24 protein-coding genes and 3 pseudogenes are annotated in these 25,400 nt (G+C 63.4%); 13 read left to right on the plus strand and 14 right to left on the minus strand.

Features of this window, described 5'->3' with window-relative positions; all coding sequences use genetic code 11:
* The first annotated feature begins 20 nt into the window (after positions 1-20).
* The 4 genes from MHI61_RS08045 (at position 21) to queF (ending at position 2,505) form a co-directional block, all read left to right on the plus strand.
* A complete protein-coding gene (locus tag MHI61_RS08045; RefSeq protein WP_221098632.1) occupies positions 21-260 on the plus strand; it encodes a hypothetical protein in 240 nt (79 codons plus the stop codon).
* 14 nt (positions 261-274) lie between these two features.
* Positions 275-949, plus strand: a complete 675-nt coding sequence (locus tag MHI61_RS08050; RefSeq protein ID WP_239791596.1) for a DUF2161 family putative PD-(D/E)XK-type phosphodiesterase — start codon at positions 275-277, stop codon at positions 947-949.
* 177 nt (positions 950-1,126) lie between these two features.
* Positions 1,127-2,041 (plus strand): CDF family cation efflux transporter EmfA, encoded by a 915-nt coding sequence (emfA, locus tag MHI61_RS08055; RefSeq protein ID WP_239791597.1) that lies wholly within the window; start codon positions 1,127-1,129, stop codon positions 2,039-2,041.
* Entirely contained in the window at positions 2,041-2,505 is a 465-nt protein-coding gene (gene queF, locus MHI61_RS08060; protein WP_239791598.1) for a preQ(1) synthase, read from the plus strand. The genes emfA and queF overlap by 1 nt, the downstream gene beginning before the upstream one ends.
* Positions 2,506-2,642: 137 nt before the next feature.
* Here the strand turns inward: queF and MHI61_RS08065 are convergent, their stop codons facing one another.
* Positions 2,643-3,425, minus strand: coding sequence for a DUF2076 domain-containing protein (locus MHI61_RS08065; protein WP_239791599.1), 783 nt, complete (start codon positions 3,423-3,425; stop codon positions 2,643-2,645).
* Between the two features lie 229 nt (positions 3,426-3,654).
* Between MHI61_RS08065 and MHI61_RS08070 the strand changes: the two genes are divergently transcribed.
* The 3 genes and pseudogenes from MHI61_RS08070 (at position 3,655) to leuA (ending at position 7,720) form a co-directional block, all read left to right on the plus strand.
* Positions 3,655-4,239, plus strand: coding sequence for an ATP-dependent Clp protease proteolytic subunit (locus MHI61_RS08070; RefSeq protein ID WP_010029790.1), 585 nt, complete (start codon positions 3,655-3,657; stop codon positions 4,237-4,239).
* A gap of 138 nt (positions 4,240-4,377) precedes the next feature.
* Positions 4,378-5,608 (plus strand): annotated as a pseudogene (locus MHI61_RS08075) (benzoate/H(+) symporter BenE family transporter).
* Positions 5,609-5,995: 387 nt separating this feature from the next.
* Positions 5,996-7,720 carry a 2-isopropylmalate synthase gene (gene leuA, locus MHI61_RS08080; protein WP_239791601.1) on the plus strand — a complete coding sequence of 575 codons (1,725 nt, stop codon included), beginning with the start codon at positions 5,996-5,998 and terminating at the stop codon, positions 7,718-7,720.
* A 375-nt stretch (positions 7,721-8,095) separates the two neighbouring features.
* Here the strand turns inward: leuA and MHI61_RS08085 are convergent, their stop codons facing one another.
* From MHI61_RS08085 to MHI61_RS08100, 4 genes are all read right to left on the minus strand, one after another.
* Positions 8,096-8,938: an anti-sigma factor gene (locus tag MHI61_RS08085; protein WP_239791602.1), complete on the minus strand. Its 843-nt coding sequence runs from the start codon at positions 8,936-8,938 to the stop codon at positions 8,096-8,098.
* A gap of 1 nt (position 8,939) precedes the next feature.
* The gene (locus tag MHI61_RS08090) at positions 8,940-9,449 is read right to left on the minus strand and encodes an RNA polymerase sigma factor (protein WP_239791603.1); all 510 of its coding nucleotides are present in this window, start codon (positions 9,447-9,449) and stop codon (positions 8,940-8,942) included.
* A gap of 186 nt (positions 9,450-9,635) precedes the next feature.
* Positions 9,636-10,196: a hypothetical protein gene (locus tag MHI61_RS08095; RefSeq protein ID WP_239791604.1), complete on the minus strand. Its 561-nt coding sequence runs from the start codon at positions 10,194-10,196 to the stop codon at positions 9,636-9,638.
* Positions 10,197-10,353: 157 nt separating this feature from the next.
* Entirely contained in the window at positions 10,354-11,262 is a 909-nt protein-coding gene (locus tag MHI61_RS08100; RefSeq protein WP_239792804.1) for a metallophosphoesterase, read from the minus strand.
* Between the two features lie 70 nt (positions 11,263-11,332).
* On the opposite strand from MHI61_RS08100, the gene MHI61_RS08105 reads away from it, so the two are divergent.
* The gene (locus MHI61_RS08105) at positions 11,333-11,812 is read left to right on the plus strand and encodes an NUDIX domain-containing protein (RefSeq protein ID WP_239791605.1); all 480 of its coding nucleotides are present in this window, start codon (positions 11,333-11,335) and stop codon (positions 11,810-11,812) included.
* A gap of 42 nt (positions 11,813-11,854) precedes the next feature.
* Here the strand turns inward: MHI61_RS08105 and MHI61_RS08110 are convergent, their stop codons facing one another.
* Positions 11,855-12,862 (minus strand): glutathione S-transferase family protein, encoded by a 1,008-nt coding sequence (locus MHI61_RS08110; RefSeq protein WP_239792805.1) that lies wholly within the window; start codon positions 12,860-12,862, stop codon positions 11,855-11,857.
* 264 nt (positions 12,863-13,126) lie between these two features.
* On the opposite strand from MHI61_RS08110, the gene MHI61_RS08115 reads away from it, so the two are divergent.
* Positions 13,127-13,690 carry an N-acetyltransferase gene (locus MHI61_RS08115; protein WP_097665616.1) on the plus strand — a complete coding sequence of 188 codons (564 nt, stop codon included), beginning with the start codon at positions 13,127-13,129 and terminating at the stop codon, positions 13,688-13,690.
* A 1-nt stretch (position 13,691) separates the two neighbouring features.
* On the opposite strand, the pseudogene MHI61_RS08120 reads toward MHI61_RS08115, so the two are convergent.
* The 5 genes and pseudogenes from MHI61_RS08120 to MHI61_RS08140 all read right to left on the minus strand — a co-directional run.
* Positions 13,692-13,784 (minus strand): annotated as a pseudogene (locus MHI61_RS08120) (GNAT family N-acetyltransferase); the annotation flags it as partial.
* Positions 13,778-15,850 carry a hypothetical protein gene (locus MHI61_RS08125; RefSeq protein WP_239791606.1) on the minus strand — a complete coding sequence of 691 codons (2,073 nt, stop codon included), beginning with the start codon at positions 15,848-15,850 and terminating at the stop codon, positions 13,778-13,780. The gene MHI61_RS08125 and the pseudogene MHI61_RS08120, both read right to left, overlap by 7 nt.
* Position 15,851: 1 nt before the next feature.
* Positions 15,852-18,669, minus strand: a pseudogene (locus MHI61_RS08130) (DUF4159 domain-containing protein).
* Positions 18,666-19,586 carry a DUF58 domain-containing protein gene (locus MHI61_RS08135; RefSeq protein ID WP_097604556.1) on the minus strand — a complete coding sequence of 307 codons (921 nt, stop codon included), beginning with the start codon at positions 19,584-19,586 and terminating at the stop codon, positions 18,666-18,668. Before MHI61_RS08135 ends, MHI61_RS08130 begins: the two are co-directional and overlap by 4 nt.
* Before the next feature lie 13 nt (positions 19,587-19,599).
* Complete coding sequence (locus tag MHI61_RS08140) at positions 19,600-20,610, minus strand: MoxR family ATPase (protein ID WP_239791607.1); 1,011 nt, start codon at positions 20,608-20,610, stop codon at positions 19,600-19,602.
* Between the two features lie 158 nt (positions 20,611-20,768).
* On the opposite strand from MHI61_RS08140, the gene MHI61_RS08145 reads away from it, so the two are divergent.
* From MHI61_RS08145 to MHI61_RS08155, 3 genes are read left to right on the plus strand one after another with little or no spacing between them, the layout of a single operon-like run.
* Positions 20,769-21,392 carry a DUF1285 domain-containing protein gene (locus MHI61_RS08145; protein WP_064684364.1) on the plus strand — a complete coding sequence of 208 codons (624 nt, stop codon included), beginning with the start codon at positions 20,769-20,771 and terminating at the stop codon, positions 21,390-21,392.
* Positions 21,389-22,039, plus strand: a complete 651-nt coding sequence (locus MHI61_RS08150; RefSeq protein WP_239791608.1) for a CoA pyrophosphatase — start codon at positions 21,389-21,391, stop codon at positions 22,037-22,039. The genes MHI61_RS08145 and MHI61_RS08150 overlap by 4 nt, the downstream gene beginning before the upstream one ends.
* A complete protein-coding gene (locus MHI61_RS08155; protein ID WP_239791609.1) occupies positions 22,036-23,313 on the plus strand; it encodes a CCA tRNA nucleotidyltransferase in 1,278 nt (425 codons plus the stop codon). Before MHI61_RS08150 ends, MHI61_RS08155 begins: the two co-directional genes overlap by 4 nt.
* Before the next feature lie 70 nt (positions 23,314-23,383).
* Here MHI61_RS08155 and MHI61_RS08160 read toward each other — a convergent pair whose 3' ends face one another.
* From MHI61_RS08160 to hemF, 3 genes are all read right to left on the minus strand, one after another.
* Positions 23,384-23,569: a DUF1059 domain-containing protein gene (locus MHI61_RS08160; protein WP_010029983.1), complete on the minus strand. Its 186-nt coding sequence runs from the start codon at positions 23,567-23,569 to the stop codon at positions 23,384-23,386.
* Positions 23,570-23,682: 113 nt separating this feature from the next.
* Positions 23,683-23,946 carry a hypothetical protein gene (locus MHI61_RS08165; protein ID WP_064684361.1) on the minus strand — a complete coding sequence of 88 codons (264 nt, stop codon included), beginning with the start codon at positions 23,944-23,946 and terminating at the stop codon, positions 23,683-23,685.
* A gap of 103 nt (positions 23,947-24,049) precedes the next feature.
* Positions 24,050-24,961, minus strand: coding sequence for an oxygen-dependent coproporphyrinogen oxidase (hemF, locus tag MHI61_RS08170; protein WP_239791610.1), 912 nt, complete (start codon positions 24,959-24,961; stop codon positions 24,050-24,052).
* 176 nt (positions 24,962-25,137) lie between these two features.
* Between hemF and MHI61_RS08175 the strand changes: the two genes are divergently transcribed.
* The gene (locus MHI61_RS08175) at positions 25,138-25,398 is read left to right on the plus strand and encodes a hypothetical protein (RefSeq protein ID WP_239791611.1); all 261 of its coding nucleotides are present in this window, start codon (positions 25,138-25,140) and stop codon (positions 25,396-25,398) included.
* Positions 25,399-25,400 lie beyond the last annotated feature (2 nt).

The raw sequence follows: 25,400 nt of genomic DNA on the forward strand, positions 1-25,400 counted from the left end.
ATCAACCGGGAATTATCACCGTGGCCAATGCCGAGAAGTTCATCGTCCTTCCTTACCGCAAGAACCGCGGCAATCTCGTGCCCGGCGAAATGCGGCAGGCATCGAATGCCGTCAGCGCGGAAAAGATCGCCTCGGCGATGGCCGGGCGTTTCGTCGGCGTTGCGGCCTATGCCGTGATCGTCGACGAGGAAACCGGCGACATGACCTCGCCGCGACTGCTTGCCCGATATGGCGAGATTGCCGATCTCAACGCTGCCTGAGGCGCGATTTTCCGATGGAGACGTCGCTCTACCTGCCGGTCAAAGCGTTCCTGGAAGCGGCCGGTTATGTGGTCAAGGGTGAGGTCGGCGGTTGCGATCTCGTCGGGCTGAGCGATGGTGAGCCGCCGGTCGTAATCATCTGCGAACTCAAGCTCTCCTTCAATCTCGAACTGTTGCTCCAGGCGGTCGACCGGGCGGCGATGAGCGATGAAGTCTGGATCGCGGCGCGCGTTTCGGCCAAGGGGCGCGGCCGAGAGGCCGACAAACGCTACCGTGATCTCTGCCGGCGGCTCGGGATCGGCATGCTCGGCGTCTCCGATGGCGGCGAGGTCAGCGTCATCGTCAGTTCCGTTTCGCCGATGCCGCGCACCGATCCGAAGCGGCGCACGCGTCTCGTCAGTGAGCACCAGCGCCGGCGCGGCGATCCCGCCGTCGGCGGTGGCTCACGCGCGCCGATCATGACCGCCTATCGCCAACAGGCGCTGCTCTGCGCGGCGGCGCTCGACCAGGGCGTGGCGCGGCCGCGCGATATGAAGGCGCTTACGGCCAATGCCGGCCGGATCCTGCTCGACAATGTCTACGGATGGTTCGAGCGCAAGGAGAAGGGCGTCTACGCGCTGACGCCGGCCGGGCAGGCCGCTCTGCTGCGCTGGCCGCAGCCTGTCTGCGATCCCGCTCCCCAGAGCTGAAGCCGGATTCGCGTATCCGACGGCAACAGCTGTGAAGGACGCGTCATTCTCTTTGACAAATCCTGCATCATCGCCCATATCACCCTCAACTGGACCGCCTGCGCGACATTCGCGTGGGCGGTTTTGCATTTCAATGGCTTGGACCCTGCAATTCATTCGCAACCGCAGGAGGACGATATGAGCGACCACGGCGATCTCACGGTTCGGAAGCTGGCGATGTGGGGGATCCCGCTTTCGCTCGGCGTCATGGGGCTGAAGATGGTGGCCTGGTGGTTCACCGGATCGGTGGCGCTGCTGTCCGACGGGCTTGAATCGACGGTGAATGTCGTTGCCGCCTTCATTGCCTTCTTCGTCATCCGCTACGCGCAGAAGCCAGCCGATCACGACCATCCCTTCGGCCATCACAAGGCCGAGTATCTGTCTGCCGTCACCGAAGGGGTGCTGATCGTGGTCGCGGCGCTGTTGATCGTCAACGAGGCGATCGGCTATCTCTCCGAACCGCGCATGCTCGATGCGCCGGTCCTCGGACTTGCGATCAATTTCGCGGCCGGCATCATCAACGCGGTCTGGGCGCGGCTGCTGATCCGGGCGGGCCGCAAACATCGCTCGGCGGCGCTGGCTGCGGACGGCCAGCATATCATGTCCGATGTGGTCACCTCCGTCGGCGTGCTCGCCGGCCTGCTGCTGGCGCTGGCGACAGGTTATGCGATCTTCGACCCGGTGCTTGCCATTCTTGTCGCCGTCAACATCCTCTATCAGGGCTGGAAGGTGATCTCGCAATCGATCAGCGGCCTGATGGACCAGGCAGTCGATCCGCTGGAGGAGGAAGCGATCAAGCAGGCGATCGCCACCCATGCGGCGGGCTCGATCGGCGTGCATGATCTGAAGACCAGGCGGGCGGGTACCGTCACCTTCATCGATTTTCACATGGTGGTGCCGGGGGCTATGTCCGTGCGGCAGGCGCATGATATATGCGACCGCCTTGAGGATGCCATCAGGACAGTGCATGAGGGCGCCAAAATCGCCATTCATGTGGAGCCGGAGGGCGAAAAGGCCCATGGCATCCGCGTCAAAGTCGTCAAGGAGGCATGATGCCGAATACCGATGTTTCCAGCCTGTCGATGCTGGGCCAGCAGACCGAAACCGCTCATTCGCCGGAGGAGGCGGTGCTTGAAAAAGTGCCGTCCAACCATGCCGGCACCGATTACGTCGTGCGCTTCATCGCGCCGGAATTCACCTCGCTCTGCCCGATGACCGGACAGCCGGATTTCGCCCATATCGTCATCGATTACATTCCGGGTGAATGGCTGGTGGAATCGAAGTCGCTGAAGCTCTTCCTGCATTCCTTCCGCAATCACGGCGCCTTCCACGAGGACTGCTCGATCTATATCGCCAAGCGCATCGTCGAACTGCTCGATCCCAAATGGCTGAGAATCGGCGCCTACTGGTATCCGCGCGGCGGCATTCCGATCGACGTCTTCTGGCAGACGGGCAAGCCGCCGGAAGGCGTGTGGCTGCCGGAGCAAGGCGTCGCCACCTATCGTGGACGTGGGTGAGCTGCGGTCGGGCGCAGCCCGAGCAATCGATCCAGTGAAGCGATTGCAGTAGCGAACGCCCTGAGCCAAAGCGGAGGGCCGGGATACGGTGCGGCAATTGAAGACAAACTGCCGCTCCCCTCTTTGGTCATCAAGCCTCACACATCGGTGACATCATCCCCCGACGAGTCATCGCTGTAATCGTCGCCATCATCGTAATCGGCCTGCTGCAGATTGCCGTCGTCGTTATTATCGGCAGCATTATCTGAAGCCTGGCGCGTGTCGTCATTGCCGAAATAATTGTTGATGACGGTTTCCTCGGTGGGCGCGCTGGAGTTGCCGAAAGGATTGGCGCCGAAGGGCGAGCCCCAGCCGAGCGAGGACATGTGGTTGCTGAAGATGCCGCTCAGCGAATTGGCAAGCAACATGCCGCCGGCAACGCCCGCTGCCGTGCCAAGCGCGCCGCGCAGGAAGCTGCCGCCTGCCGATGGCGCATAGGCCTGCTGGCTCCAGGGGCCGGTCGGCTGCTGCGACATCTGGCGAGCGCTGCTGTCGTAGCCGCGGGGTTCGTCATGGGCGCGGGAGGGCTGGCCCCAGGGACCGGGATTGGCCGGACTGGACGGAACCGGAGCGGGCTGCTGCGTCTGGGTGTTGCCGAAGATCGAGCTCAGGAAGCCGCCGCCCTGTTCGGCCTGGCGGTGTTCGCTCGCGCCGGCTTCCAGCTGGCGGACGTGTTCCTCGAGTTCCTTGATATGGTTGGCGGCCGCTTCCAACCCCTTTTCCTGAACGATCACGGCCTGAGCCAGATAATAGGTGGCGGAGGGCTGTTGCCGCGTCGCCTGGTCGATCAGGGCCTCGGCCTCGCTGTCGCGCGGCGTGGCCGCAGCGGTACGCACGCGGTCGAACAGGGCGGTCAGCAATTGGCGTTCTTCGGGTGACATGTCTTGTCTCCTGTTATTTCGTACGGCATTGCCGCGTGAGGGGTGAGGTAGGAAGCGATTCAGGCTTTTCAAAGCCTTTCACCGTTACATTTCAGTAAGGCTTGCGGAACGGCGCGCGGCTTCTTAAGGATATCTCCACCGCTTCGGTGCCTTGTGTTTTTCCCGCATTGTTTTAGGCATTGAGTCGCACTATGTGCGAGGAACCCGAATTCATCTCCGAGAGGTTCGAATGAACGACGAAGAACAGGACGACAAGACGAAGGAACTGCCGCTCGGCAAGGAAACGGAGGCGAATCTTTTCAAGTCGCGTTCGATCTTCATCTATGGACCGATCAATCAGGAACTGGCGCAGAAGGTCTGCTCGCAGCTCGTGGCGCTTGCCGCAGCCAGCGACGAGGACATCCGCATCTATGTCAATTCGCCCGGCGGCCACGTCGAATCCGGCGATTCCATCCATGATATGGTCAAGTTCATCAAGCCGAAGGTCTGGATGATCGGCACGGGATGGGTCGCCTCGGCGGGCGCGCTGATCTATGTCGCGGCTCCGAAGGAGCGGCGCATCTGCCTGCCGAACACGCGCTTCCTGCTGCACCAACCCTCTGGCGGCACGCGCGGCATGGCATCCGACATCGAGATCCAGGCACGCGAGATCATCAAGATGAACGAGCGCCTGAACAAGATCATGGCGGCGGCCACCGGCCAGCCGCTCGACAAGATCGCCAAGGACACTGATCGCGACTACTGGCTTTCTGCCGAAGAGGCGAAGGACTATGGCCTCGTTTCGCGGATCGTGACGTCACAGGCCGATATCTGAGTTTTCTCAGCCAAAGCCGTCAAAACGCCCTTGCCTGCAGCAGCAGTCGAGGGCGTTTTCATTTCGCCGGCATGAGATGCGGGTGCTGAACGGAAAGGGCCCAATCCGGGCTTGCGTATACGACGGCCATCATGCTCCATGCGCCATTCCCGCAGCTCGCGAGTCCGGCATGCTCAAAGATTTTTCCGTCCAGGCCCTGTTCATGGGGCTGCTGACCGCCTTCGTCGGCTCCGCCAGCTCCTTTGCCGTCGTTCTCCACGGGCTGCGGGCGGTCGGCGCGACGGAGGCGCAGGCGGCCTCCGGGCTGATGGCGTTGTCGATCTCCATGGGCGTCTGCGCGATCGTGCTCAGCGCCGTGACGCGATTGCCGATCAGCATCGCCTGGTCGACGCCCGGCGCCGCATTGCTGGCAAGCACCGGCGCGATCGAGGGCGGCTTCGATGCGGCGGTCGGGGCATTCCTGATTTGCGCAGTGCTGATCGTCATCGCCGGGCTGTTCAAGCCGCTTGGCCGCGCCGTCGCCGCCATTCCGGCGCCGCTCGCCAATGCGATGCTCTCCGGCGTGCTGATCGGCCTCTGCTTTGCGCCGGTAAAGGCAATCGGCTTCAATCCGCTGTTCGGCCTGCCGATCGTTCTTGCCTGGATCGTCGTCGGCGCCTTCAAGCGGCTCTGGGCGGTGCCGGCGGCATTGGCAGCCTTCGTGCTGGTTCTGGCCTTCGGCGTCGATATTCCCGATGGTGCGCTCAGTTCGCTCGAACGCTCGCTGGTGCCGGCGGCGGAAATCGTCCGGCCGGTGTTCAACCTTGCCGGTTTCATCTCGATCGCGCTGCCGCTCTTCATCGTCACCATGGCTTCGCAGAACATTCCCGGTATCGCGGTGCTGAAGGTCAACCACTACGACCCGAAGCCCGGCCCGCTCTTCGCCGTCACCGGCTTCTTTTCGCTGCTGTCGGCGCCGTTCGGCGGTCACGCCGTCAATCTGGCGGCCATCACCGCGGCCATGTGCGCCGGGCCGGATGCCCATGCCGATCCGAAGCGGCGCTATTGGGCATCGCTGATCGCCGGCGTCGGTTACATTGTCCTCGGGCTGCTTGCCGGCGCGGTGACGGCCTTCGTCGCCTTGGCGCCTCCCGTTCTGATCGAGGCGGTGGCGGGGCTTGCGCTGGTCGGCGCCTTCTCGTCCTCGGCAATGTCGGCCTTCCAGGCGCCGGAATCGCGCGAGGCGGCAGCGATCACCTTTCTCGTCACGGCATCCGGCGTTTCCTTCGGCGGCATTTCCGGCGCCTTCTGGGGCCTGGTCGCGGGCGGGCTGATGCTCGCGCTGTCACAGCTGGTGAAGGCCTGGAGAGACCGAACCCAGCCAGGATAAGGCAAGGCGTCGCATTGCCGGACAAACCAACCCCGGTTCGGGAGCGACCAAAAGCCGGGACGAGGTCTTGCCAGCTCTGCCACTCAAGGTTATAAGCACGGCCATGAAGACCTCTGGCGCCAAGATTTCCGACACCATTGCAAGCGGCCGCATCGCCTTGCGTGATGTCTCGCGCGCCCTGACCTCGCTTCTTCTCCTCGGCCTTACGCGCGGTTGCCGGGTCCTTTGAGGAGCGCCCGGCGGCCGAAAGCCCGCCCGGCCATTGCTCCTCGCGAACTCACTTTCAAAATTGACGTAACGACCGACGAAGGTCCGCATTTGTTTATCGCCAAGCCCGACATGATCGGCTAAGAGGCGGGACAAATGCCGGGACGAGGAGACAAGACAATGGACAACACCACCAGCCGATCCTCCGCAGGCGCCAAGGGCATGCCCGATGCCGCGATGAAATACCGGCCCTATCCACAGGTACGCATTCCTGACCGCACCTGGCCGACGAAAACCATCACCAAGGCGCCGGTCTGGTGCTCGGTCGACCTGCGCGACGGCAACCAGGCGCTCGTCGATCCGATGGGCCACGACCGCAAGGCGCGCATGTTCCATCTGCTGCTGGAGATGGGCTTCAAGGAAATCGAGATCGGTTTCCCCTCGGCCTCGCAGACCGATTTCGACTTCGCCCGCTGGTGCGTCGAGGAGGGCAATGTTCCCGCCGACGTCTCGCTGCAGGTGCTGGTGCAGTGCCGGCCCGAGCTCATCACCCGCACCTTCGAAGCGCTGGAAGGGGCAAACCGGCCAATCGTTCATTTCTACAACTCGACCAGCGAGCTGCAGCGCCGCGTCGTCTTCGCCAAGGACGTCCACGGCATCAAGCAGATTGCCGTCGACGCGGCCAAGATGATCACCGACATGGCTGCCAAGGCCGGCGGCGGCTACCGTTTCGAATATTCTCCGGAGAGCTTTACCGGCACCGAGCTGGAGGTGGCGCTGGAGATCTGCAACGCCGTCATCGAGGTGGTGAAGCCGACGCCCGACAACAAGCTCATCATCAACCTGCCGTCAACCGTCGAGATGGCGACGCCGAACGTCTATGCCGACCAGATCGAATGGATGTGCCGCAACCTCGACAACCGCGAGAACCTGATCGTCTCGCTGCATCCGCACAACGACCGCGGCACCGGCATTGCCGCTGCCGAGTTGGCCTTGCTGGCGGGCGCCGACCGCGTCGAAGGCACGCTCTTCGGCAATGGCGAGCGCACCGGCAATGTCGACGTGGTGACCATGGCGCTGAACATGTTCACGCAGGGGGTCGATCCGGGCATCGACTGCTCGAACATCGAGCGCATCAAGGAGGTGTTCGAATATTCGAACCAGATGGCGATCTCCGAGCGTCATCCTTACGTCGGTGAGCTGGTCTATACGGCCTTCTCCGGTTCGCACCAGGATGCGATCAACAAGGGCATGAAGGCTGCACAGGTCGCCAACCATCCTGTCTGGGAAGTGCCTTACCTGCCGATCGATCCGCGCGATGTCGGCCGCTCCTACGAGGCGATCATCCGCATCAACTCGCAGTCGGGCAAGGGCGGCATCGCCTATATCCTGCAGCAGGATTATGGGCTCCACCTGCCGCGCAACCTGCAGGTCGAGTTCCGCGAGGACATCCAGCGCATCACCGACGTCGAGGGCAAGGAGCTTCCGTCGAAGCGCATCTACGACCGCTTCATCGAGCGATACGTGACGCAGCCCGAAGCGCGCCTCAAATTCGTCGATCACCACACCTATCCCGATACTGAGCGCAAGGGTCAGCGGATCGTGGCGGCCGAGATATCAGACAATGGCGAGATCAAGCGCATCGAAGGGCGCGGCAACGGCCCGATCGACGGCTTCATCAACGCGCTGTCGCATTATCTCGGCATCGAGATGTCGGTGGAGGACTATTCCGAGCATTCGCTGCAGCACGGCTCGAACGCCGCGGCGATCTCTTACGTCGAGACCTCCTATCCCGGCGGCAAGCTCTTCGGCGCCGGCATCAATACCAATATCGTCGCGGCATCGCTCGAGGCGATCGTCTCGGCCGCCAACCGCGTGCTCGATGTGAAGGCCGGCAAGGATTGATGCCGAAACGGGCCAGTCCGCGATCGTCTTGGTACGACGCGACCTGACGATGCAGTCGGCGATCTTGTCAGCTTCCGCGTTGCATCGGCCTCGCAAGATTGCCCGTCGCTTGCGCTTCGGGCATTCGCTCCTATCGTCGCTTACCCCCTCATCCGCCCTAAGGGCACCAGCCTGGGCGAGCCGCGGGTCTCGCCCGTCCTTCGGACCCCCGCTGGGGAGAAGAGGGAATCGAGACGTTGCGGCATATGTCTTCTCCCCTCGGGGAGAAGGTGCCGGCAGGCGGATGAGGGGGCGGCTGATGCTGATGGTCGATTTGCCATGGTACCGCCTCAGCTCCGCTGGCGGTAATCATCCGACAGATGTGATAGCCGGCGGTTAGATCGCCGTGGCGATCTCCATGGCGAGCTGGCCGAGTGTCGCTTCGGAGGACGGGCCGGCAAGCACGTAGGACGTGCCGGCATTGTGCCAGGTGACGAGGCCGATCTCGTCCCTGATCGTTTCCTTGAAATCGTCGGTTTCCGGCGGCTGCGCGTCCTTGCGGAAGCAGATGGAGATGATGTCGCCGTCGGTGTTGGAATAGACGAGCTGACCGACCGGGCGGTTGTCGCCGAGGATCACCCGAGCGCCCTGGAAGGTCCAGGCCTTGGCGCTCAGATCCGGCACACGGAAGGGCACGCCGATCGCGGTCGTCAGCCAGCTGGAGATTTCCTCGGCCTGTGAGGCCGGCACTTCGACGAGGTGACGGGGCTGGCGGATCAGCAGGCGCTGATAGGCAGTGACATCGCCCAGCCAGTCGCTGGTATTGGCCGGCGCCGTCGACGAGCTCGTGGTGGCGACCTCGTCGGCATCCGGTCCGATGCCGACGAAATAGCCGAGGCCGCAGCCGAGCACGAAGAGGATGAGGGCGGCAGCCAGCGCCTGCGGGCCGCTCGGCGCCAGCTTTACCTGCGGGCGCGTGGCGCGCTGGGCGATCGGCGTCTTCGGCGGCTGTGTGCTCTTGATCGCGCGGACGAGGGCGAGCGGCACCGGCTCCTTCAGGACGTCGTCGAGGCGCCGGCGCCCGAAATCGGCGCCGTGACGTAGTTTTTCATGCAGCCGGCGCGCATTCTCGTCACTTGCCAGACGCTGCTCCAATTCGTGACGCTGTTCGGGCGAGATTTCGCCATCGAGGAGGGCGGTGAGCTGGGCTTCGAGCGACAATTTCCTGAGATCGAGCAATTCAGTACCTGTGGATCGGGTGGGTGTCGGCAAGCCCGGCGAAATGCAGCCTTGCGGTGGCGAGCTGCGAGGCGACGCTCGCCGCCGGAATGCCCATGATGTCGCCCGCCTGCTGGTAGCTGTAGCCTTCGACGTCGACGAGCAGGAAGATCGAGGAAACGCCGTCCGGCATATCGGCGATCATGCGATGAATGGCGTCGGGATCGACCGCGGCCGAGCGTTCGCGCGCGGCCTCACGAATATCGGTGACGTTGCCGCGAGCGGAGGCTTTCGGCTTGCGCTTGCGACTGTCGTCGGCCCATTGCTGGCGGGCAAGCGTATATATCCAGCTTTCCAGCCGGCCTTCGCCGCTCCACTGATGACCCCTGGAGATCGCCCGCTGACAGACGGCCTGGACCAGCTCGTCGGCCGCCGTCGCCTCGCCCGCGAGCGTGATCGCGAAGCGGCGAAGGCGAGGCAGAAGGCCGACGAGATCACGGCGGAGGTCGATGGTCGTTGCGGGCTGACGCATTGTCTATCCAGAAGCACTCACAGTGGTTTCGCGGACGAAGTTTCCGCCATCGGACACGAATCCGGCGTTATTGTCGCCGGTAATGCATGCGCTTTATGGAACAACTCTCCTCCACTTCGCAAGCATCCGGTCGTTTCCAGTCCCCTTTCCCAGGGAATTTTCGTAATCTAGCCCGCAAAGCTTGCGTCAATATGTTCTGTGGCCGTTCAAGCTTTGCAGCAGAGCGCGGTAGGCCCAGGTGCCTTCGCCGCCGCGATCACGGATTTCGACGAGCTGGACGCGGGCGCCCTGGATATCTCCCTGCTCGACCAGCGCCATGCCCATATAGGAGCGGGCGAGAATGTAGTTCTCATCGGCGTGCAGCGCCTTGCGGTAATAGGACATGCCGAGCTCCATGCGGCCGGCTTTCCGGTTGGCGTAGCCGAGATAGTTCAGGATGCGCGGGTCGTTTTGATTGCGGGCGAGATTGAGCACGGTGATGGCGTTCTCATGCTGGCCGGAATAGGCAAATTCGCGGGCGAAATTGTAGAGGTCGTCGTCGTTGAAGCTGCTCTTCTTCGGGGTGACGCATTCCTTCTTGGTCTTGTCCCACACCTTGCCGCCGGTGCAGGTCTTGGTCGTCTCGGTCTTCGGCGGCGGATTGGTGTCGTCGTTGCCGCCGCCGACCGCGAAAGCGGCCGTTGCGATGCCGAAGGCAAAGCCTGCGGCAAGCGAGATTCTGCCAAGGCGATGGAAGGAGAAGGTCATGGGCGGGCTCCATTCTGAGGCGATGCAGTTGCGGATTGTACGCTTACCGCCGAAAATACCAAGAGGGTAAGAAACCTCTATGGCAAATGTTGCGACGATCATTCGATGTCTTCGCAAATCGATTCAAGTGCTGGATGAAAGGAGTCCGGATACGTCGCTAAGGCGCGAAAATATCAACGCTTTCCTGAATTACCGCGTCGCCGGCCCGGTTCAGGCTGAAGCGCTCGCCACTCAGTTCCCAGGCACCGGGAGAGCCGTCGATGGAGAAGAGGTTGTAGGCTGCGGCCGGCTTGATGCTGCCCGGTCCCTGCGAGGCCGATGCGATGCCGACGACAGGCACCGGTTGCACCTGGCCGCGCAGCCAGTGCAGGGTGTTCAGGTGCGTATGGCCATGCAATACGAGTTCCGCGCCGCCGGTGGAAATTACGGCGGCGAAGCGGCGGATGCCGATCATCCGCTTGTAGAAGGTCGTGGCGCCGCGGATCGGCGGATGATGGATCATGACGACACGAAAGAGACCGGCTTCGCCAGCCGCGCGCAGCATGTTCACCGTGTCGCGGGCCTGACGGGCGCCGAAGAAACCGGAGGCCGCGAAGGGAGGGGTGGCGACCGCCGTCGAGCAGCCGATGATCGCGACCTTGTCGCGGACGCGCAGATAGGGAAAGATGTGGCGGTCTTCCTGCCATTGCGGCGGGGCGAGATCGCCACGGACGTAGTCGTACCAGGCGCGCATCGATTTCTCATAGGCGCCCGGCACATAGGCGTCGTGATTGCCGGGAACGACCGATGTATCGGCGGGATCGCCGAGCGCGCGCAGCCAGGCGGCGGCGGCGCGGATCTCGATGCCGCTCGCCAGATTGACAAGATCGCCGGTGACGGCCAGATGATCGGCCTGATGGGCGCGGATGTCATCGAGCAGCAGATCGAGCGTGCTGCCGAAAAGGTGCTTGCGCCGATTTCGATGCCAGTTCACAAAGCCCGTTATGCGTTTTGAAAACAGCTCTTGGATGGAAAGACGGGGCAACGGCCCGAGATGGACGTCGGAGATATGCGCGAGCTTGAACATGCTACGAGACATAGACCAGCTTATTGACAAATCAAACACATCCGGCGCGATGAAGAGCTGAAACGGAGCGATGGTGGATAAAGAAAACCGGCCCCTTCATATCAGGGCGGCCCTGCGCCTTTTGCATGTCTATTTCTCTTTCGCCCGGAGCATGACAATGGGTGTCAGAGCCGCCTGCTTTGATGCGGAGGGGCGGATTTTTCTCGTGCGTCACAGCTATGTCGGCGGCTGGCATATGCCCGGCGGCGGCCTGGAACGCAACGAGACGGTCGAGGAAGCGCTGGCCAAGGAGTTGCGCGAGGAGGGCAACCTCAGGATCATCGGCAAGCCGCAGCTGATCCAGGTCTATTTCAACACGTCGACCACACGGCGCGACCATGTGGTGTTCTATCGGGTAACCGTCGAGCAGACGGCACCACGTCCGCCAGACTGGGAGATTTCCGACAGCGGCTTCTTTTCGCTCGACAGCCTGCCCGCCGGCACGACCGAGGCGACGCATCGCCGTCTTGCCGAACTTCGCGGCGAGCAACAGCCCGACCATCGTTGGTGAGGGCTGCACGGTTTTTTAGGCCGCGACAAGCAATTTAAAGGCCTACAGCGTCCTCGCGTCTGAAAAGACACGCGGCACTGTCGCACGTCCATGCGGGCTGTCGAGATCGAGCGCCGGGCCGACGGGAACGATGCCGGTCGGATTGATCGTCTTGTGGCTGCGGTAATAGTGCTGCTTGATGTGCGTGAGGTTTACCGTCTCGGCAATGCCTGGCGTCTGGTAGAGATCTCTTAGGTAACCGGAAAGATTGCGGTAATCGGCGATGCGGCGGATGTTGCACTTGAAATGGCCGACATAGACGGGGTCGAAACGCACTAGCGTGGTGAACAGGCGCCAATCCGCTTCGGTCAGCCGGTCTCCGAAAAGGTAGCGACCCTTGCCCAGGCGTTCGTCGAGCCGGTCGAGCGTTTCGAACAGCTTACCGACATTCTCCGCATAGGCCTCCTGGGCGGTGGCAAAGCCTGCCTTGTAGACGCCGTTGTTGACGGTGTCGTAGACGATGGCGTTCAGGGCATCGATGTCGGCGCGCAGATCCTTCGGGTAGAAATCTGCCTTCGACCCGGTTAGCCCGTCAAAGGCGCTGTTGAACATGCGGATGATCTCGGCGGATTCGTTGTTGACGATTGCGCGGGTTTTCTTGTCCCAGAGGACGGGCACGGTCACGCGGCCGGAATAGTGTGGATCCGCCTTGACGTAGATCTGCCAGAGTGTCGCCGCGCCGAAGAGGTGATCGCCGGTGGCGCCGTCGCCGATCTTGAACTCCCAGCCGTTCTGGACCATCAGCGGATCGACGACGGAAACCGAAATCAATTCCTCCAGCTTCTTCAGCTTGCGGAAAATCAGCGTGCGGTGCGCCCAGGGACACGCAAGCGAGACGTAGAGATGGTAACGGCCGGGCTCGGCCTTAAAGCCGCCGCTGCCGGTGGGGCCGGCCGCGCCGTCTGCCGTCACCCAATTGCGGAACTGCGAAGGCAGCCGCTTGAATTCGCCCTTGCTCTCCTTCGTGTCGTACCAGACATCATTCCAGACGCCGTCCACCAGCATTCCCATGATCTTCATTCCCTGATTGCGTGTCGGAGCCGAAGTTAGCTGAGATAGCGGGGCTTTGCAGGCGGTAAAGGTTGAACAGTGCGTCACGCCGTTCAGGCGCTGCATCATTCAGAGTGCTGTAGCGTCCTTTGCGCGTTTGAAAAGAGGCGGTGCGCTTTCGTATGCATTTTGCGTTGGACGGCGGAAATTTTTCCTGCTATCGGCCTTTTCACGATTTTAGGATCCCTGCGTGATGTTCATTTCCAGAAACCCGCGACGACGCTGATGCTCCCGAACGCCGAAGGCGTGTTCGAGACCCATCAATCTGTCCATCCGGTTTCTGTCATCATGTACAAGCACGATCTCGTCTACCTCACCGAAGACGCGTCCCACGACGCCGCCATCGAACACATCAACGAAGAAGCCTTCGGTCCCGGCCGCTTCACGCGGGCGGCCGCACGCATTCGCGAGCAGGGACCGCATGATCTTTCGCTTTCCTTCATCTGCGCCGACGACGGCGAGACGATCGCCTCGGTACGCATGACGCCGGTGCTGGCCGGCACGGTCAAGGGCCATCTGCTTGGCCCTCTCGCGGTTCGCCCCTCGCACAAAAATATAGGCATCGGCCGCGAGCTGGTGCGGATCGCGGTGGAGGCGGCGCGGCGCAAAGGCTCGGAAGCCGTCATCCTGGTCGGCGATCCGCCCTATTACGGCCCGCTCGGTTTCGAGAAGGTCGCCTATAACGCGCTTACCTTCCCGGGACCGGTCGACCCCGGCCGTGTGCTCGTCGTTCCGATCGCCGAGAATGTGCATGAACGGCTGAAGGGAATAATTGCCTGGCACGGATGACTTATAGTTTTTTCCGGAGGAAGCTGCGCGAGCGGCCTTGCGGAAAATCCTCCAGTTCGCCGAAGACCTCATAACCCAGGCGCAGAATTACCTGCCCTCGCGCCACCACATGGCGCCGAAGGCGAGCAGCAATATGCCGACGCCGGCAAAACCGGCAAAGAGCGGCAGCGTATTGATGCCCTTCAAAACCGTCTCGCTGGTCATGCGGATCATCATGCGGTCATTGTCGGAGACACGGACCTGGCCGCGCACCGGCAGGATCGGCGGCACGGTGATCGCGCCCTTTTCACTGGCGACGCGGGTCACGAGACCTTTGCTCCTGTCGACGACAGGTTTCAGCACATTTGTCGTCGAGATCATCGCCTTGAATTCCGGCGCGTCGACAGCGCCGATATGGACAAGGGTCGACAGTTTGCCGTTGCGGACTTCGAAGAGGCCAATCTCGTCCATCCGCTTATCCGCCTTGTAGAGGCCGGGTTCGGATTGGGTGAGCGGCAAGGTTTCGGTCTTGCCGGAGGGGTAGCGCACGGTGGCGTTGCCCGGATTGTCGCCGATCGTCTGGCGCGTGATTTCAAGGGTCCGGCCGGAGGCGCGCGCCGTCAGCGCTTCTTCCTCGAGCGCCGGCTCCTTCATCAGCCAATGGGCGATGCGGCGATAGAGCGAAACGTTCGGACCGCCGCCTTCGAAGCCGCGGGCCCAGAGCCAGCCCTGGTCGGAGAGCAGCATGGCGACGCGGCCCTGGCCGGCGCGGTTCAGCACCAGCAGCGGGTGGTTGTCGGCGCCGAGCATGATCGTCTCGCCCTGCGGCCGCTCGACGTCGACGCTGCGGAACCAGCGCCCCCAATGCGGCGGGTCCTCGCCCGAGCCGTCCAGGCCGCGCGTGACGGGATGCTTGCGGCCCTCCTCGGAGAGGCGGGGGTAGAAGGCCTTCTCGATCATCCGGCCGGTCGGCTCTGCCGGCAGCACAGACGCGAGCGGCGTCATCGCAATCGATTCCGGGCTTGCATGTTCCGGACCGGCGGCGATCAGCAGCGCTCCGCCGTTCTCCACATATTGGGCGATGTTGTCGTAATAGAGCATCGGCAGCACATTCGCCCGGTCCTGATAGCGGTCGAAGATGATCAGGTCGAAATCCTTGATCTTGTCGATGAACAGCTCGCGTGTCGGGAAAGCGATCAGCGACAGCTCATTGATCGGCGTGCCATCCTGCTTTTCCGGCGGGCGCAGAATGGTGAAGTGGACGAGATCGACCGAGGCGTCGGATTTCAAGAGGTTCCGCCAGGCGCGTTCGCCGGCATGCGGCTCGCCGGAGACAAGCAGCACGCGCAGATTCTGGCGGATGCCGTCGATGACGTGGACGGCGCGGTTATTGGCCGTGGTGACTTCGCCGGGAAGTGCCGTGACCGAGAATTCGAGCACGTTGCTGCCGCCCCCCGGCACCTTGAAGGAGAAAGGCGTATCCCGGCCGGGTGTCGCCTGCAGGGTGGCGATTTCATCACCGTTGAGCTTCACCGTGACGTCGGCGGTGCCGCCGGGGCTCGGGCCGTCGTCGAAGACGCGCAGGACGACCTGCTGCTCCTCGTTGACGATGCCGAAGCGCGGCCCCTTGACGACTTCGATGCGGCGATCGAATTCGTTGGCCTTGCCGGTGATGAGGCCATGGATCGGCGCATCGAACCCGAGCGCCTGATTGGCGGCCGGAACATCATGGACTTCGCCGTCGGTCAGCATGATGGCGCCGCCGATGCGCGACGGCGGGACATCGGCGATGTTGGCCGCCATCGCGTCGAACAGGCGCGTCGACGGTACGTCGGAATTGACGTCGCCTTCGACATCGATGAAGCGCGGCTCTATCTGCGGAAAACGGGCGAGCTGGCCCTTCAGGGCCGCCAGCGCATCGTCGGTCATCTTGACCCGGTCGGGCGTCTGCTGGCTCTGGCTCCGGTCGACGAGAACGGGGACGATCGTCGACAGCTGATCCCGGTCCTCCTGCAGCAGCACGGGATTGGCGAGCGCGGTCAGCAGGGCGAGTGCCGCCAGCGTCCTGATCCAGGCGCCGCGGATGCCGCGCCAGATCGCGAAGGCGGCGATGACCGCTCCGACGGCGGCCAGCGCGGCCAGAACCGGCCAAGGCAGAAAAGGTGAAAAGTCGAAGGTCATCTCATTGTCCTAACCGTTCAAGGAGGTCGGGAACATGAACCTGGTCGGTCTTGTAGTTGCCGGTCAGCATATACATCATGATGTTGACGCCGGAACGATAGGCATATTCGCGCTGACCTTCGTCGGAGGGCACGGTCGGCAGAATCGGCACGCCGTTGTCGTCGACCGCCCAGGCGCCGGCGAAATCATTGCCGGTGATCAGGATCGGCGAAACGCCGTCGGCCGTCGCCGCCGATTTTTCCGTCGTTTCACGGCCGCCGCCCTGCCGGGCCTCGATCCAGAGCGGGCTGCCGGCATAACGGCCGGGAAAGCTCGACAGAAGGTAGAAGGATTTCGTCAGCACGTGATCGGATGGCACCGGCTCGAGCGGCGGAATATCGAGATTGGCGAGAATCGCCTGCAGCCTCTGGCCGTTGGCGCTGACATTGCCGCCATTGTCCAAAGCGCTGATGTGGTCGCGCGTATCGAAAAGCACGGTGCCGCCGTTGCGCATATAGGCGTCGATGCGGCTGATCGCCGCCGTCGACGGCATCGGCGCCGTTGCCGAAACCGGCCAGTAGATGATCGGATAGAAGGCGAGTTCGTCCTTGGTGAGGTCGAGGCCAACGGGCGGTGCCGGCTCCAGCGTCGTGCGGAAGGTCAGGAACTGGGTGAGGCCCTCGAGGCCGCGCTCGGATATATTGTCCACCTCCTGTTCGCCGGTGACGACATAGGCGAGGTGGGTGTTGTCGAGCCGCTGCAAGACGAGGTCGTCGCCGGGCTGAGAGTTCGTTGGCGTGCAGCGTGCCGGGTTGCAGCAGGAAGCCGGCGCCGAGCGCTATCGCGATCACGCTCATGGTGCGGACAGCGGGGCGCAAGCGCGAGAAGGCGCCGTTCATGAAGAGGACGATCAGGCTGTCGGCCAATAGCAGCAGAAAGGCAGCGAGAAAGAGCGCCGGTTTTGCCGACCAGCTTTCGCCGCCGATCAAGCCTTCGCGCGCAGCTGTCGTCCCTGCCGTGTCGATCGGCTTCAGTTCGGCGTCCTCCGGCAGCACGTTCAAAGCGGTGAAACCATCTTCCGAACCATAAAGCCCGGGCGGATTGTCGAAATTCGCGGTCGGCTCGGTTCCGGCCTTTGACGTGAGCGGCCGCGCCGAACCGGTCTCGGAGACGAGCGTGCCCTTGGCCGTCAGCATGCGGAATGGCGGCAGGGTCTCGGCCACACGCGTATTGCCGCGAACCTCCGACGTCACGCCGCCCGAGCGCGATATCTGGAGGAGATGGCGCAGCATGTCGACAAAGGTGCCCGAAATCGGCAGATCCGACCATGTCGCTTCGGCGGTGACGTGGAACAGCACGATCTGGCCGGATGAGAGCGGCTTCATCGTCACGAGCGGCGTGCCGTCGGCGAGGCTCGCCCAGGTGCGTTCGGCAAGATCGGGGGTGGGTTCGGCAAGCACCTGCCGCTTGACGACGACGTCGGCAGGGCGTGCTATGCCCGAGAAAGGCCCGAAATTCGGAAATTCGGCCAGCGACTGCGGTTCGCTCCAGGACAATGTGCCGCCCAGCGCCCGTTCTCCCTGCCGCAGGATGACGGGGATGAGAGGGTCGTCTGCCGGCGCTGCCGCCATGCGCGGGCCGGCGAAGCGCAAGAGCATACCGCCATTCGATATCCAGCGCGTCAGAGGTTCGTAGGTGTCCTCCGGCAGCCGGCCGATATCGGCCATGATGATGATCGAGGGATTGCTGGCGAGAAGTTTCGGTATGGCGACCGAAAGATCGGAATCGCCCGGCTGGATCAGATCCGCATAGGGCTGCAGCGCCCGCTGGATATAATAAAGCGGTGACAGCAGCGGCTGGAACTCATCCCCGCCGGCTCCCGACAGCAGCACCACACGGCGGCGCTTGAATGCGTCGTCGAGAAGATGGACCGCGCCTGCTGTCGCGCCGTTATCGACGCTGATGCGGGCGAAATCGTTGCGCATCTCGAAAGGAGCGGTGATCGAACTCGTCGCGACGCTTTGCCCGGGGCGGAAGTCCGCCCTGCCGTTGGCGATCGAGCGGCCTTGGCTATCGACGGCGTTCAGCGCCACGGATGCGGCATGCGCAGCGTTGAGGCGCGTGACCTTGACGGTCATGGCATCAGCCGCGTTGTTGGCCGCGGTGATCGCAATCGTCCGTGCGGCGTCACCCTCGATCAGGCGCAGATCAGCGGGCTGGAGTTCGGCCAGCTGACGTACCGTGGCGTCGTCGGCCTTGGCGGCGGCGCCGTCGGTCAGAAAGGCAAGGGTGCCGGGCTTGATGCCGTTCAGGGCGGAGCGCAGCGCCTGGAAGGCGCGCTCTCGGTCCGGCACCAGCGGCCGCGGTTCGACGGCGCGCAGTTTGTCGCGGGCGGCCGCGGCGGTGCCGGGCACGGCATCGTTGGTCGGCTCGGCGGTAAAGGCGATCGACACGGGCATGCCGGCGGATTCGGCATCGTCTATCAGCGCGTCAGCGGTCTGGATGCGGCGCTCCCAGTCAGGTGCGGCAGCCCAGCTGTTGTCGACGAAGAGGACGAGCGGGCCGCCCGATGCGAGCGAACTGGTGCGCGGATTGAAGACCGGATCGGCGATCGCGAAGATGATGGTGGCGGCGAGCAGCATGCGCAGCAGCGTCAGCCACCAGGGGCTCTGGGCCGGCGTCTCTTCGCGCTTCAGCACCGATGCGAGGATCTTCAGCGGCGGAAAGATCTCGCTCTTCGGGCGTGGCGGCATCAGCCGCAGCAGCCACCAGATCACCGGCAGGGCGATGAGGGCGCCGAGAATGGCGGGATAGGCGAAAGCGAAGGGAAGGGCGTTCACAGCTGCCCTCCATGCGTCGCCTTGGCCGGCATGCCGGACAGATACATGTGCACCGCGACCAGCGCTTCGGAGGCGAGATGATCGGTGCGGTGGGTCGTGAAGGTCCAGCCGAGATGGCGCAGCGACTGGCCGAGGCTCTCCCTGCGGGCGAGGTAGGCGTTGCGATAGACCTCGCGGATATGTTCGGCGCGACCGGAGATCAGCTTGGCGCCGGTCTCAGGATCGGTGAATTCGGTGCGGCCGCTATAGGGGAAGATTTCCTCGGCGGGGTCCGATATCTCGACCACGTGGCCGCGCAGGCCGCGGCGGGCAAGCGGGCCGAGCCGCTCCATGATCGCCGGCGCGTCGTCGAGGAAATCGCCGATGAGGACGAGGTCGCTCCAGCCGCGGATCATCCCCGTTTCCGGCAGGCCGCCGGTCAGCGGCGCGTGCATGAGCGCGGAGGCGAGGCGTTCTGCGGCAGTGCGGGTGGAGGCGGGTTCCATGATGCCGGGGCAGCCGATGCGTTCGCCGGAGCGGGAGAGGATTTCGGCCAGCGCCAGCATGACGACCAGCGCCCGGCTTTCCTTGGAGGCGCTGCCATAGCTCGACTTGTACATCATCGAAGGCGACATGTCGCACCAGAGCCAGATCGTATGCGCTGCCTCCCATTCGCGCTCGCGCACATAGGTATGGTCGTCGCGCGCGGAACGGCGCCAGTCGATGCGCGACAGGCTCTCACCCTCGGCATAGGGACGGAACTGCCAGAAATTCTCGCCGATGCCGCGCTTGCGGCGGCCATGCCAGCCGGCGATGACAGTGTTGGCGATGCGCTTGGCTTCCACCAGGCAGTCCGGCATCAGGGCGGCCCGCTGCCTGGCGCGGGAAAGGGCATCGCTGCCTGACGTCGGGTTGACGATCTGTCCGATAGATGCCACGCGTCCGGCTTCCTTATCCCTTTGCCTGCTTCACCAGTCCGGCGATGACGTCGCGCACGGACATGCCTTCGGCGCGGGCGGCGAACGTCAGCGCCATGCGGTGCTGGAGAATGGGTTCGGCAAGCGCGTAGACATCGTCGAGAGATGGGGCGAGACGGCCTTGGTAGAGCGCGCGGGCGCGCGCGCAGAGCATCATCGCCTGCCCGGCGCGAGGGCCTGGGCCCCAGGCGACGTTCTTGTCGGTCGAAGCATTGCCCTGTCCGGGGCGGGCGGAGCGTACCAGCGCAAGGATGGCGTCGACAACCGTCTCGCTCACCGGCATCTGGCGCACCAGGGTCTGGATTTCGATCAGCCGCTGCGCATCGATGATCGCCTCCGGCCGGGTTTCGCCGAGGCCCGTCGTCTCGAGCAGGATCTGGCGCTCGGCGGCGAGTTCGGGATAGTTGACGTCGACCTGCAGCAGGAAACGGTCGAGCTGGGCTTCGGGCAGGGGATAGGTGCCTTCCTGCTCCAGCGGGTTTTGGGTGGCCAGCACATGGAAGGGCGCCGGCAGGTCATAGCGCTGGCCGGCAATCGTGATATGATATTCCTGCATCGCTTGCAGGAGCGCCGACTGGGTACGCGGCGAGGCGCGGTTGATCTCGTCGGCCATCAAGAGCTGGGCGAAGACCGGGCCCTTGACGAAACGGAAGGAGCGGCGGCCGCTATCGTCCTGGTCCATGACTTCGGAGCCGAGAATATCGGAAGGCATCAGGTCGGGGGTGAACTGGATGCGGTTGGCGGCAAGGCCGAGCACCTCGCCGAGCGTCGTCACCAGCCTGGTCTTGGCAAGGCCGGGAACGCCGACGAGCAGGGCATGACCGCCGGAGAGCACGGCGAGAATGGTGTTCTCGACGACGCTTTCCTGACCGAAGATCACCTTCGAGACTTCTGTGCGGATGGCGGCGATATCGGAGAGCGCCTTCTCGGCGGCGGCGACGATCGCCTTTTCATCGAGGCTGGCTTCGGTCTTCATCATACCCATGGGCATCTCCAACGGCTGAAATCATTCGGCAGCGAATCGGCGGGCTTATACATCTGCCTCATACTCGATAGAGTTATGGAGATGCGACGGGCTGACAAGTTCGTTGCGAATGACTATCTCGTGACTTCACTTCGTTAAGGACAAACCGGGACGGAAGAATGGCAACCGAGGAAATCAGCGGACAGGCGGATGCGGCGGGACTTGCCGCGCTGATTTCGCGCGCGTCCGAGGAAAGCAGCGGTAAAAAACGTGGACTTCCGCCGGTCGAGCGGTGGAATCCGCCTTTTTGCGGCGATATCGACATGGAGATCAGGGCCGACGGCACTTGGTTCTACATGGGCACGCCGATCGGCCGGCCGGCTCTGGTGCGGCTGTTTTCGACGGTTTTGCGCAAGGATGAGGATGAGAAGACCTATCTCGTAACTCCTGTGGAAAAGGTCGGGATCAGGGTCGCCGACGCTCCGTTCATCGCCGTGGAAGTGAGCGTGACGGGCGGCCAGGGTCAACAGGTGCTGACATTTCGCACCAATGTCGGCGATGTCGTGGAGGCGGGAGGAGAGCATCGGCTGCGCTTTGCCATTGCGGGCGGCAATGCCGAACTGAAACCCTATCTGCATGTGCGCGGGCGGCTGGAGGCGCTGGTGTCGCGTGCGGTGATGTATGAACTGGTCGCACTCGGCGAGGTCCTCGACGTGGAGGGGCGGGCGATGTTTGCGATCCGCTCCGCCGGCGAGGTCTTCCCCGTCATGCCGGCCGACGAACTGGATGCGCTTTCCCGATGAATGATGCGATCACCCAACGTTATCCGCTGTTCTCAGCAGCTGAATTCCGCCGCCGTGCGCTCAATCAGAATGGCGGGCCGGTCGACCATGCCTGGCGTGATCACGGCGACCATGTCCTCAACCCCGATATCGTCGCCGAGGTCGAGACCTTCAAGCTGCGCGATGCCGCCGTGCTCGTGCCCGTCGTCGACGACGGCGAGGAGGCGCAGGTGATCTTCACCAAGCGCACGGCGACGCTGCGCAAACATTCCGGACAGATCGCCTTTCCCGGCGGCTCGATCGATCCCGCCGATATCTCGCCCGAAATGGCGGCGGTGCGTGAGACGGAGGAGGAGATCGGCCTTGCCGGCTCCTTCGTCGAGACCGTCGGGCGGCTGCCGAACTATCTCGCCTCGACGGGCTTCCGCATCACGCCGGTGCTCGGCGTCGTGACGCCGGGCTTCGATTTGACGCTGAACCCGGCCGAGGTAGACGATGTGTTCGAAGTGCCGCTTTCCTTCCTGATGAACCCGGCCAATCACAGCCGCGACAAGCGGGTCATCGACGGCATCGACCGGCATTTCTACCGCATGCCCTATGAAACCAGGATGATCTGGGGCATTACCGCGGGCATCGTCCGCACGCTTTACGAAAGGCTTTATGCATGACCGGCATTGCCGACCAAGCATGGTTTCGCGACCCGGCGCTCGGCCGGATCCTCGCACTTCTGAATGCCGATCATGGGGGCAATGGTGGGGCCGAGGGCGGGGAAGCGCGGGTGGTCGGCGGCGCTGTGCGCAACAGCTTGATGGGCCTGCCGGTCAGCGATATCGACATTGCCACGACGCTGAAACCGGAGGCGGTGATGGAGCGGGCGGCGGCGGCTGGCATCAAGGCGGTGCCGACGGGCCTGCAACATGGCACGGTGACGCTCGTCATCGACGGCAAGCCATTCGAAGTGACGACGCTGCGCACCGACGTCGAGACCGATGGGCGCCGCGCCAAGGTCGCCTTCAGCACCGACTGGAAGGCAGACGCCGAGCGGCGGGACCTGACGATCAATGCGCTCTATGCGGATGCGGAGGGCGAGGTGGTCGATCTCGTCGGCGGGCTTGCAGACATCGAGACGCGCAACATCCGCTTCATCGGCGACGCGGCAACGCGTATTGCCGAGGACCATCTGCGGATCCTGCGTTTCTTCCGCTTCTTTGCCTATTACGGTTCGGGGCGCCCGGATGCCGAAGGGCTGAAGGCCTGTGCGGCGGCGCGTTCGAAGCTGAAGACGCTGTCGGCCGAACGCGTCTGGTCGGAGCTCAGAAAACTGCTTGGCGCCGCCGATCCCGGCCGGGCGCTGCTCTGGATGCGGCAGGTGGCGGTGCTGACGGAGATCCTGCCGGAATCGGAACGATGGGGGATCGATGCGATCCCTTCGCTGGTCGCCGCCGAAAAGGCGCTCGGCTGGGCGCCCGACCCACTGCTGCGGCTTGCGGCGATCGTGCCGCCCGATTCGGCGCGGCTGGAAGCGCTTGCCGATCGGCTGAAGCTCTCGAATGCGGAAGCTGCCACTCTCAGAGCCTGGGCGACAACGGCACCGGTCAACGACGAAATGACGCCAGCCGCCTTCCAAAGGCTGCTTTACCGCAACGGTGCGGACGGCATCACGACGCGCCTGAAGCTGGCGCTCGGCGTTGCACGGGGGAAGGCCGAGAGCGATCTTGACGAGATGGCGCGCTCGGCACGGCTCGGCCAACTCCTGGATCAGGCCGCGACGTGGAAGAAGCCGCAGTTTCCCGTGAATGGCGCAGACGTGATCGCAGCCGGCATCCCGTCCGGCCCGCGCGTCGGCGAACTGCTTGCGGTGCTGGAAAACCAGTGGGTGGAGGAGAACTTCGCTTCCGACAGAGCCGCGTTGCTCGCCCGGCTGCAGCAACTTGCGCAATAGGTATACCGCGTCGCGTCCGGTGGACGCGACGCAGCTACTGTCGTTGGTACCAGGACTTGGCCACCGGCCGTCAGGCGGCGGTCGCCTCGTCGCGGATGCGGGCCTTGATGTTGTCAACCATGTTTTCGCGTATGGTGGTTTCGCCGTGAGCGGTCTTCAGATGCTCGACGGCGCGACGGACCACTTCGGCGTCATTATCCGCCCGGGTGTGCCAGGCGCAGCCGGGAACAAGCGTGCCGCATTCGAAAAGTCGCATGGTCTTCTCCTCTGTCTGAAACACAACGGCCATCGCGTTTGCACGCGATTGATGAAATGTGCGGAGGAAGGGAAGGTTCCGGCCGGCATCGGGTGACGACCGGAGAAGGTCTTTCAGTCGGGCATCGCCCAGGCTTTGTAGGTATCCGAGAGATGGCTGGGCGTGTTGCAGTTGGCGGCGTCGTTCTGCAGCTCTTCCGGCGACTTTCCGCCGGCCAGCTGTAGCTTGACCTGCTCGATGAAGCAGGACAGCGGCAGATCCGAGCCGCTCTTGGCCCGCAGTTTCTCGGCGATGCGTATCAGGAACTCGGGCGTGTCGACTGCACGGAATGTTTCCTGGACATCCGTGGACGCAGGCGAGCCGCTTTGTGTCGTCATGACAATCCTCCTCCGATTGTTACGCACGTACATATAAAGTTAGGACTCACTGCATTTTTATGAAGGACCCTCGGCTCGAATTTATCGATGAGATCTCACAGTCTCACGGCCAGCGTACGACGGGCGGCAGCGAGGAGAGAATGGATTCGACGTTGCCGCCGGTTTTCAGGCCGAAGATCGTGCCGCGATCATACAGCAGATTGAATTCGACGTATCGGCCGCGGCGGATCAATTGTTCGTCACGATCTGCTTCCGTCCACAGCTTGTTGAAGTTGGAACGGACGATCTTCGGATAGACCATGGCGAAGGCCCGGCCGACATCGCGGGTGAAGGCGAAATCGGCGTCCCAGCCGCCGGCCTCCTCGCTCGAATGCAGCCAGTCGTAGAAGATGCCGCCGATGCCGCGCGGCTCGTTGCGATGCTTCAGGAAGAAATAGTCGTCGCACCAGGCTTTGTAGGCATCGTAGTCGGCAACAGCATGATTGCGGCAGGCGATCTCCATGGCCTTGTGGAACAGCTGGCTGTCCTCGTCCTCCTGGGTGCGGCGGCGCGACAGCACCGGCGTCAGGTCGGCACCGCCGCCGAACCAGCGGCTGGTGGTGACCACCATGCGGGTGTTCATATGCACCGCCGGAACGTTAGGATTGACGGGATGAGCGATCAGCGAGATGCCGGAGGCCCAGAAGCGCGGATCATCCTTGGCGCCGGGTATCTGTGCCCGGAATTCCGGGGAGAATTCGCCGTAGACCGTGGAGGTATGCACGCCGACCTTCTCGAAGACGCGGCCTTCCATCATCGACATCCGGCCACCGCCGCCGGCCCCGTTTTCGCGCGACCAATCCTTGGCGACGAAGCGGCCGGGCTCCTGATCGGAGAGCGGGCCTTCCAACGCGTCTTCAAGCGCCTCGAAGGAGACGCAGATGGTATCGCGCAGCCCTTCGAACCACTTGCGGGCGGCCTCCTTCTTTTCCTCGATATCGTCAGGCAAGCCGATCGGCAGTTCCGGTCTTTCCATTTGCGCCTCCAGCGGTCGGCCTCCGCTAGGGAAACGACTCGCTCATTCTTGATTGCACCTCGGTTTAGCAGGTGGCGCCGCGTCTCGCCAAGCCGGCCGGCGCGGACATGGGCAGCGAAGATTCAACTCGCAAATCAAGTATTTCGATACTACCTTTTTCCGAAGAGGTAGGTTTGATGGCAAAAATTCCAGGACCTCCGTCCTTCGACGGTCTGAAGCGCAGAATGGCGAAATACCGGGCGGAAAATCCGACCGCCAAGAGAGACCATTTCGTGCGTCAGACATATTGCCTCGGCTTGATCGACGCACGCGCCAAGGCGCGCGAATGGTTCGACGAATATCCGAAAGCGGCCTATTGGACCGAGGTGGAGAGCTGGCGCCAACTGGATGGCGACCGGATCGAATTCACCATGCGCCGCCTGCCTTCGGCCGACTGACC

The sequence above is a fragment of the Rhizobium sp. K102 genome (assembly GCF_022385315.1).
Lineage (GTDB): Bacteria > Pseudomonadota > Alphaproteobacteria > Rhizobiales > Rhizobiaceae > Rhizobium > Rhizobium croatiense.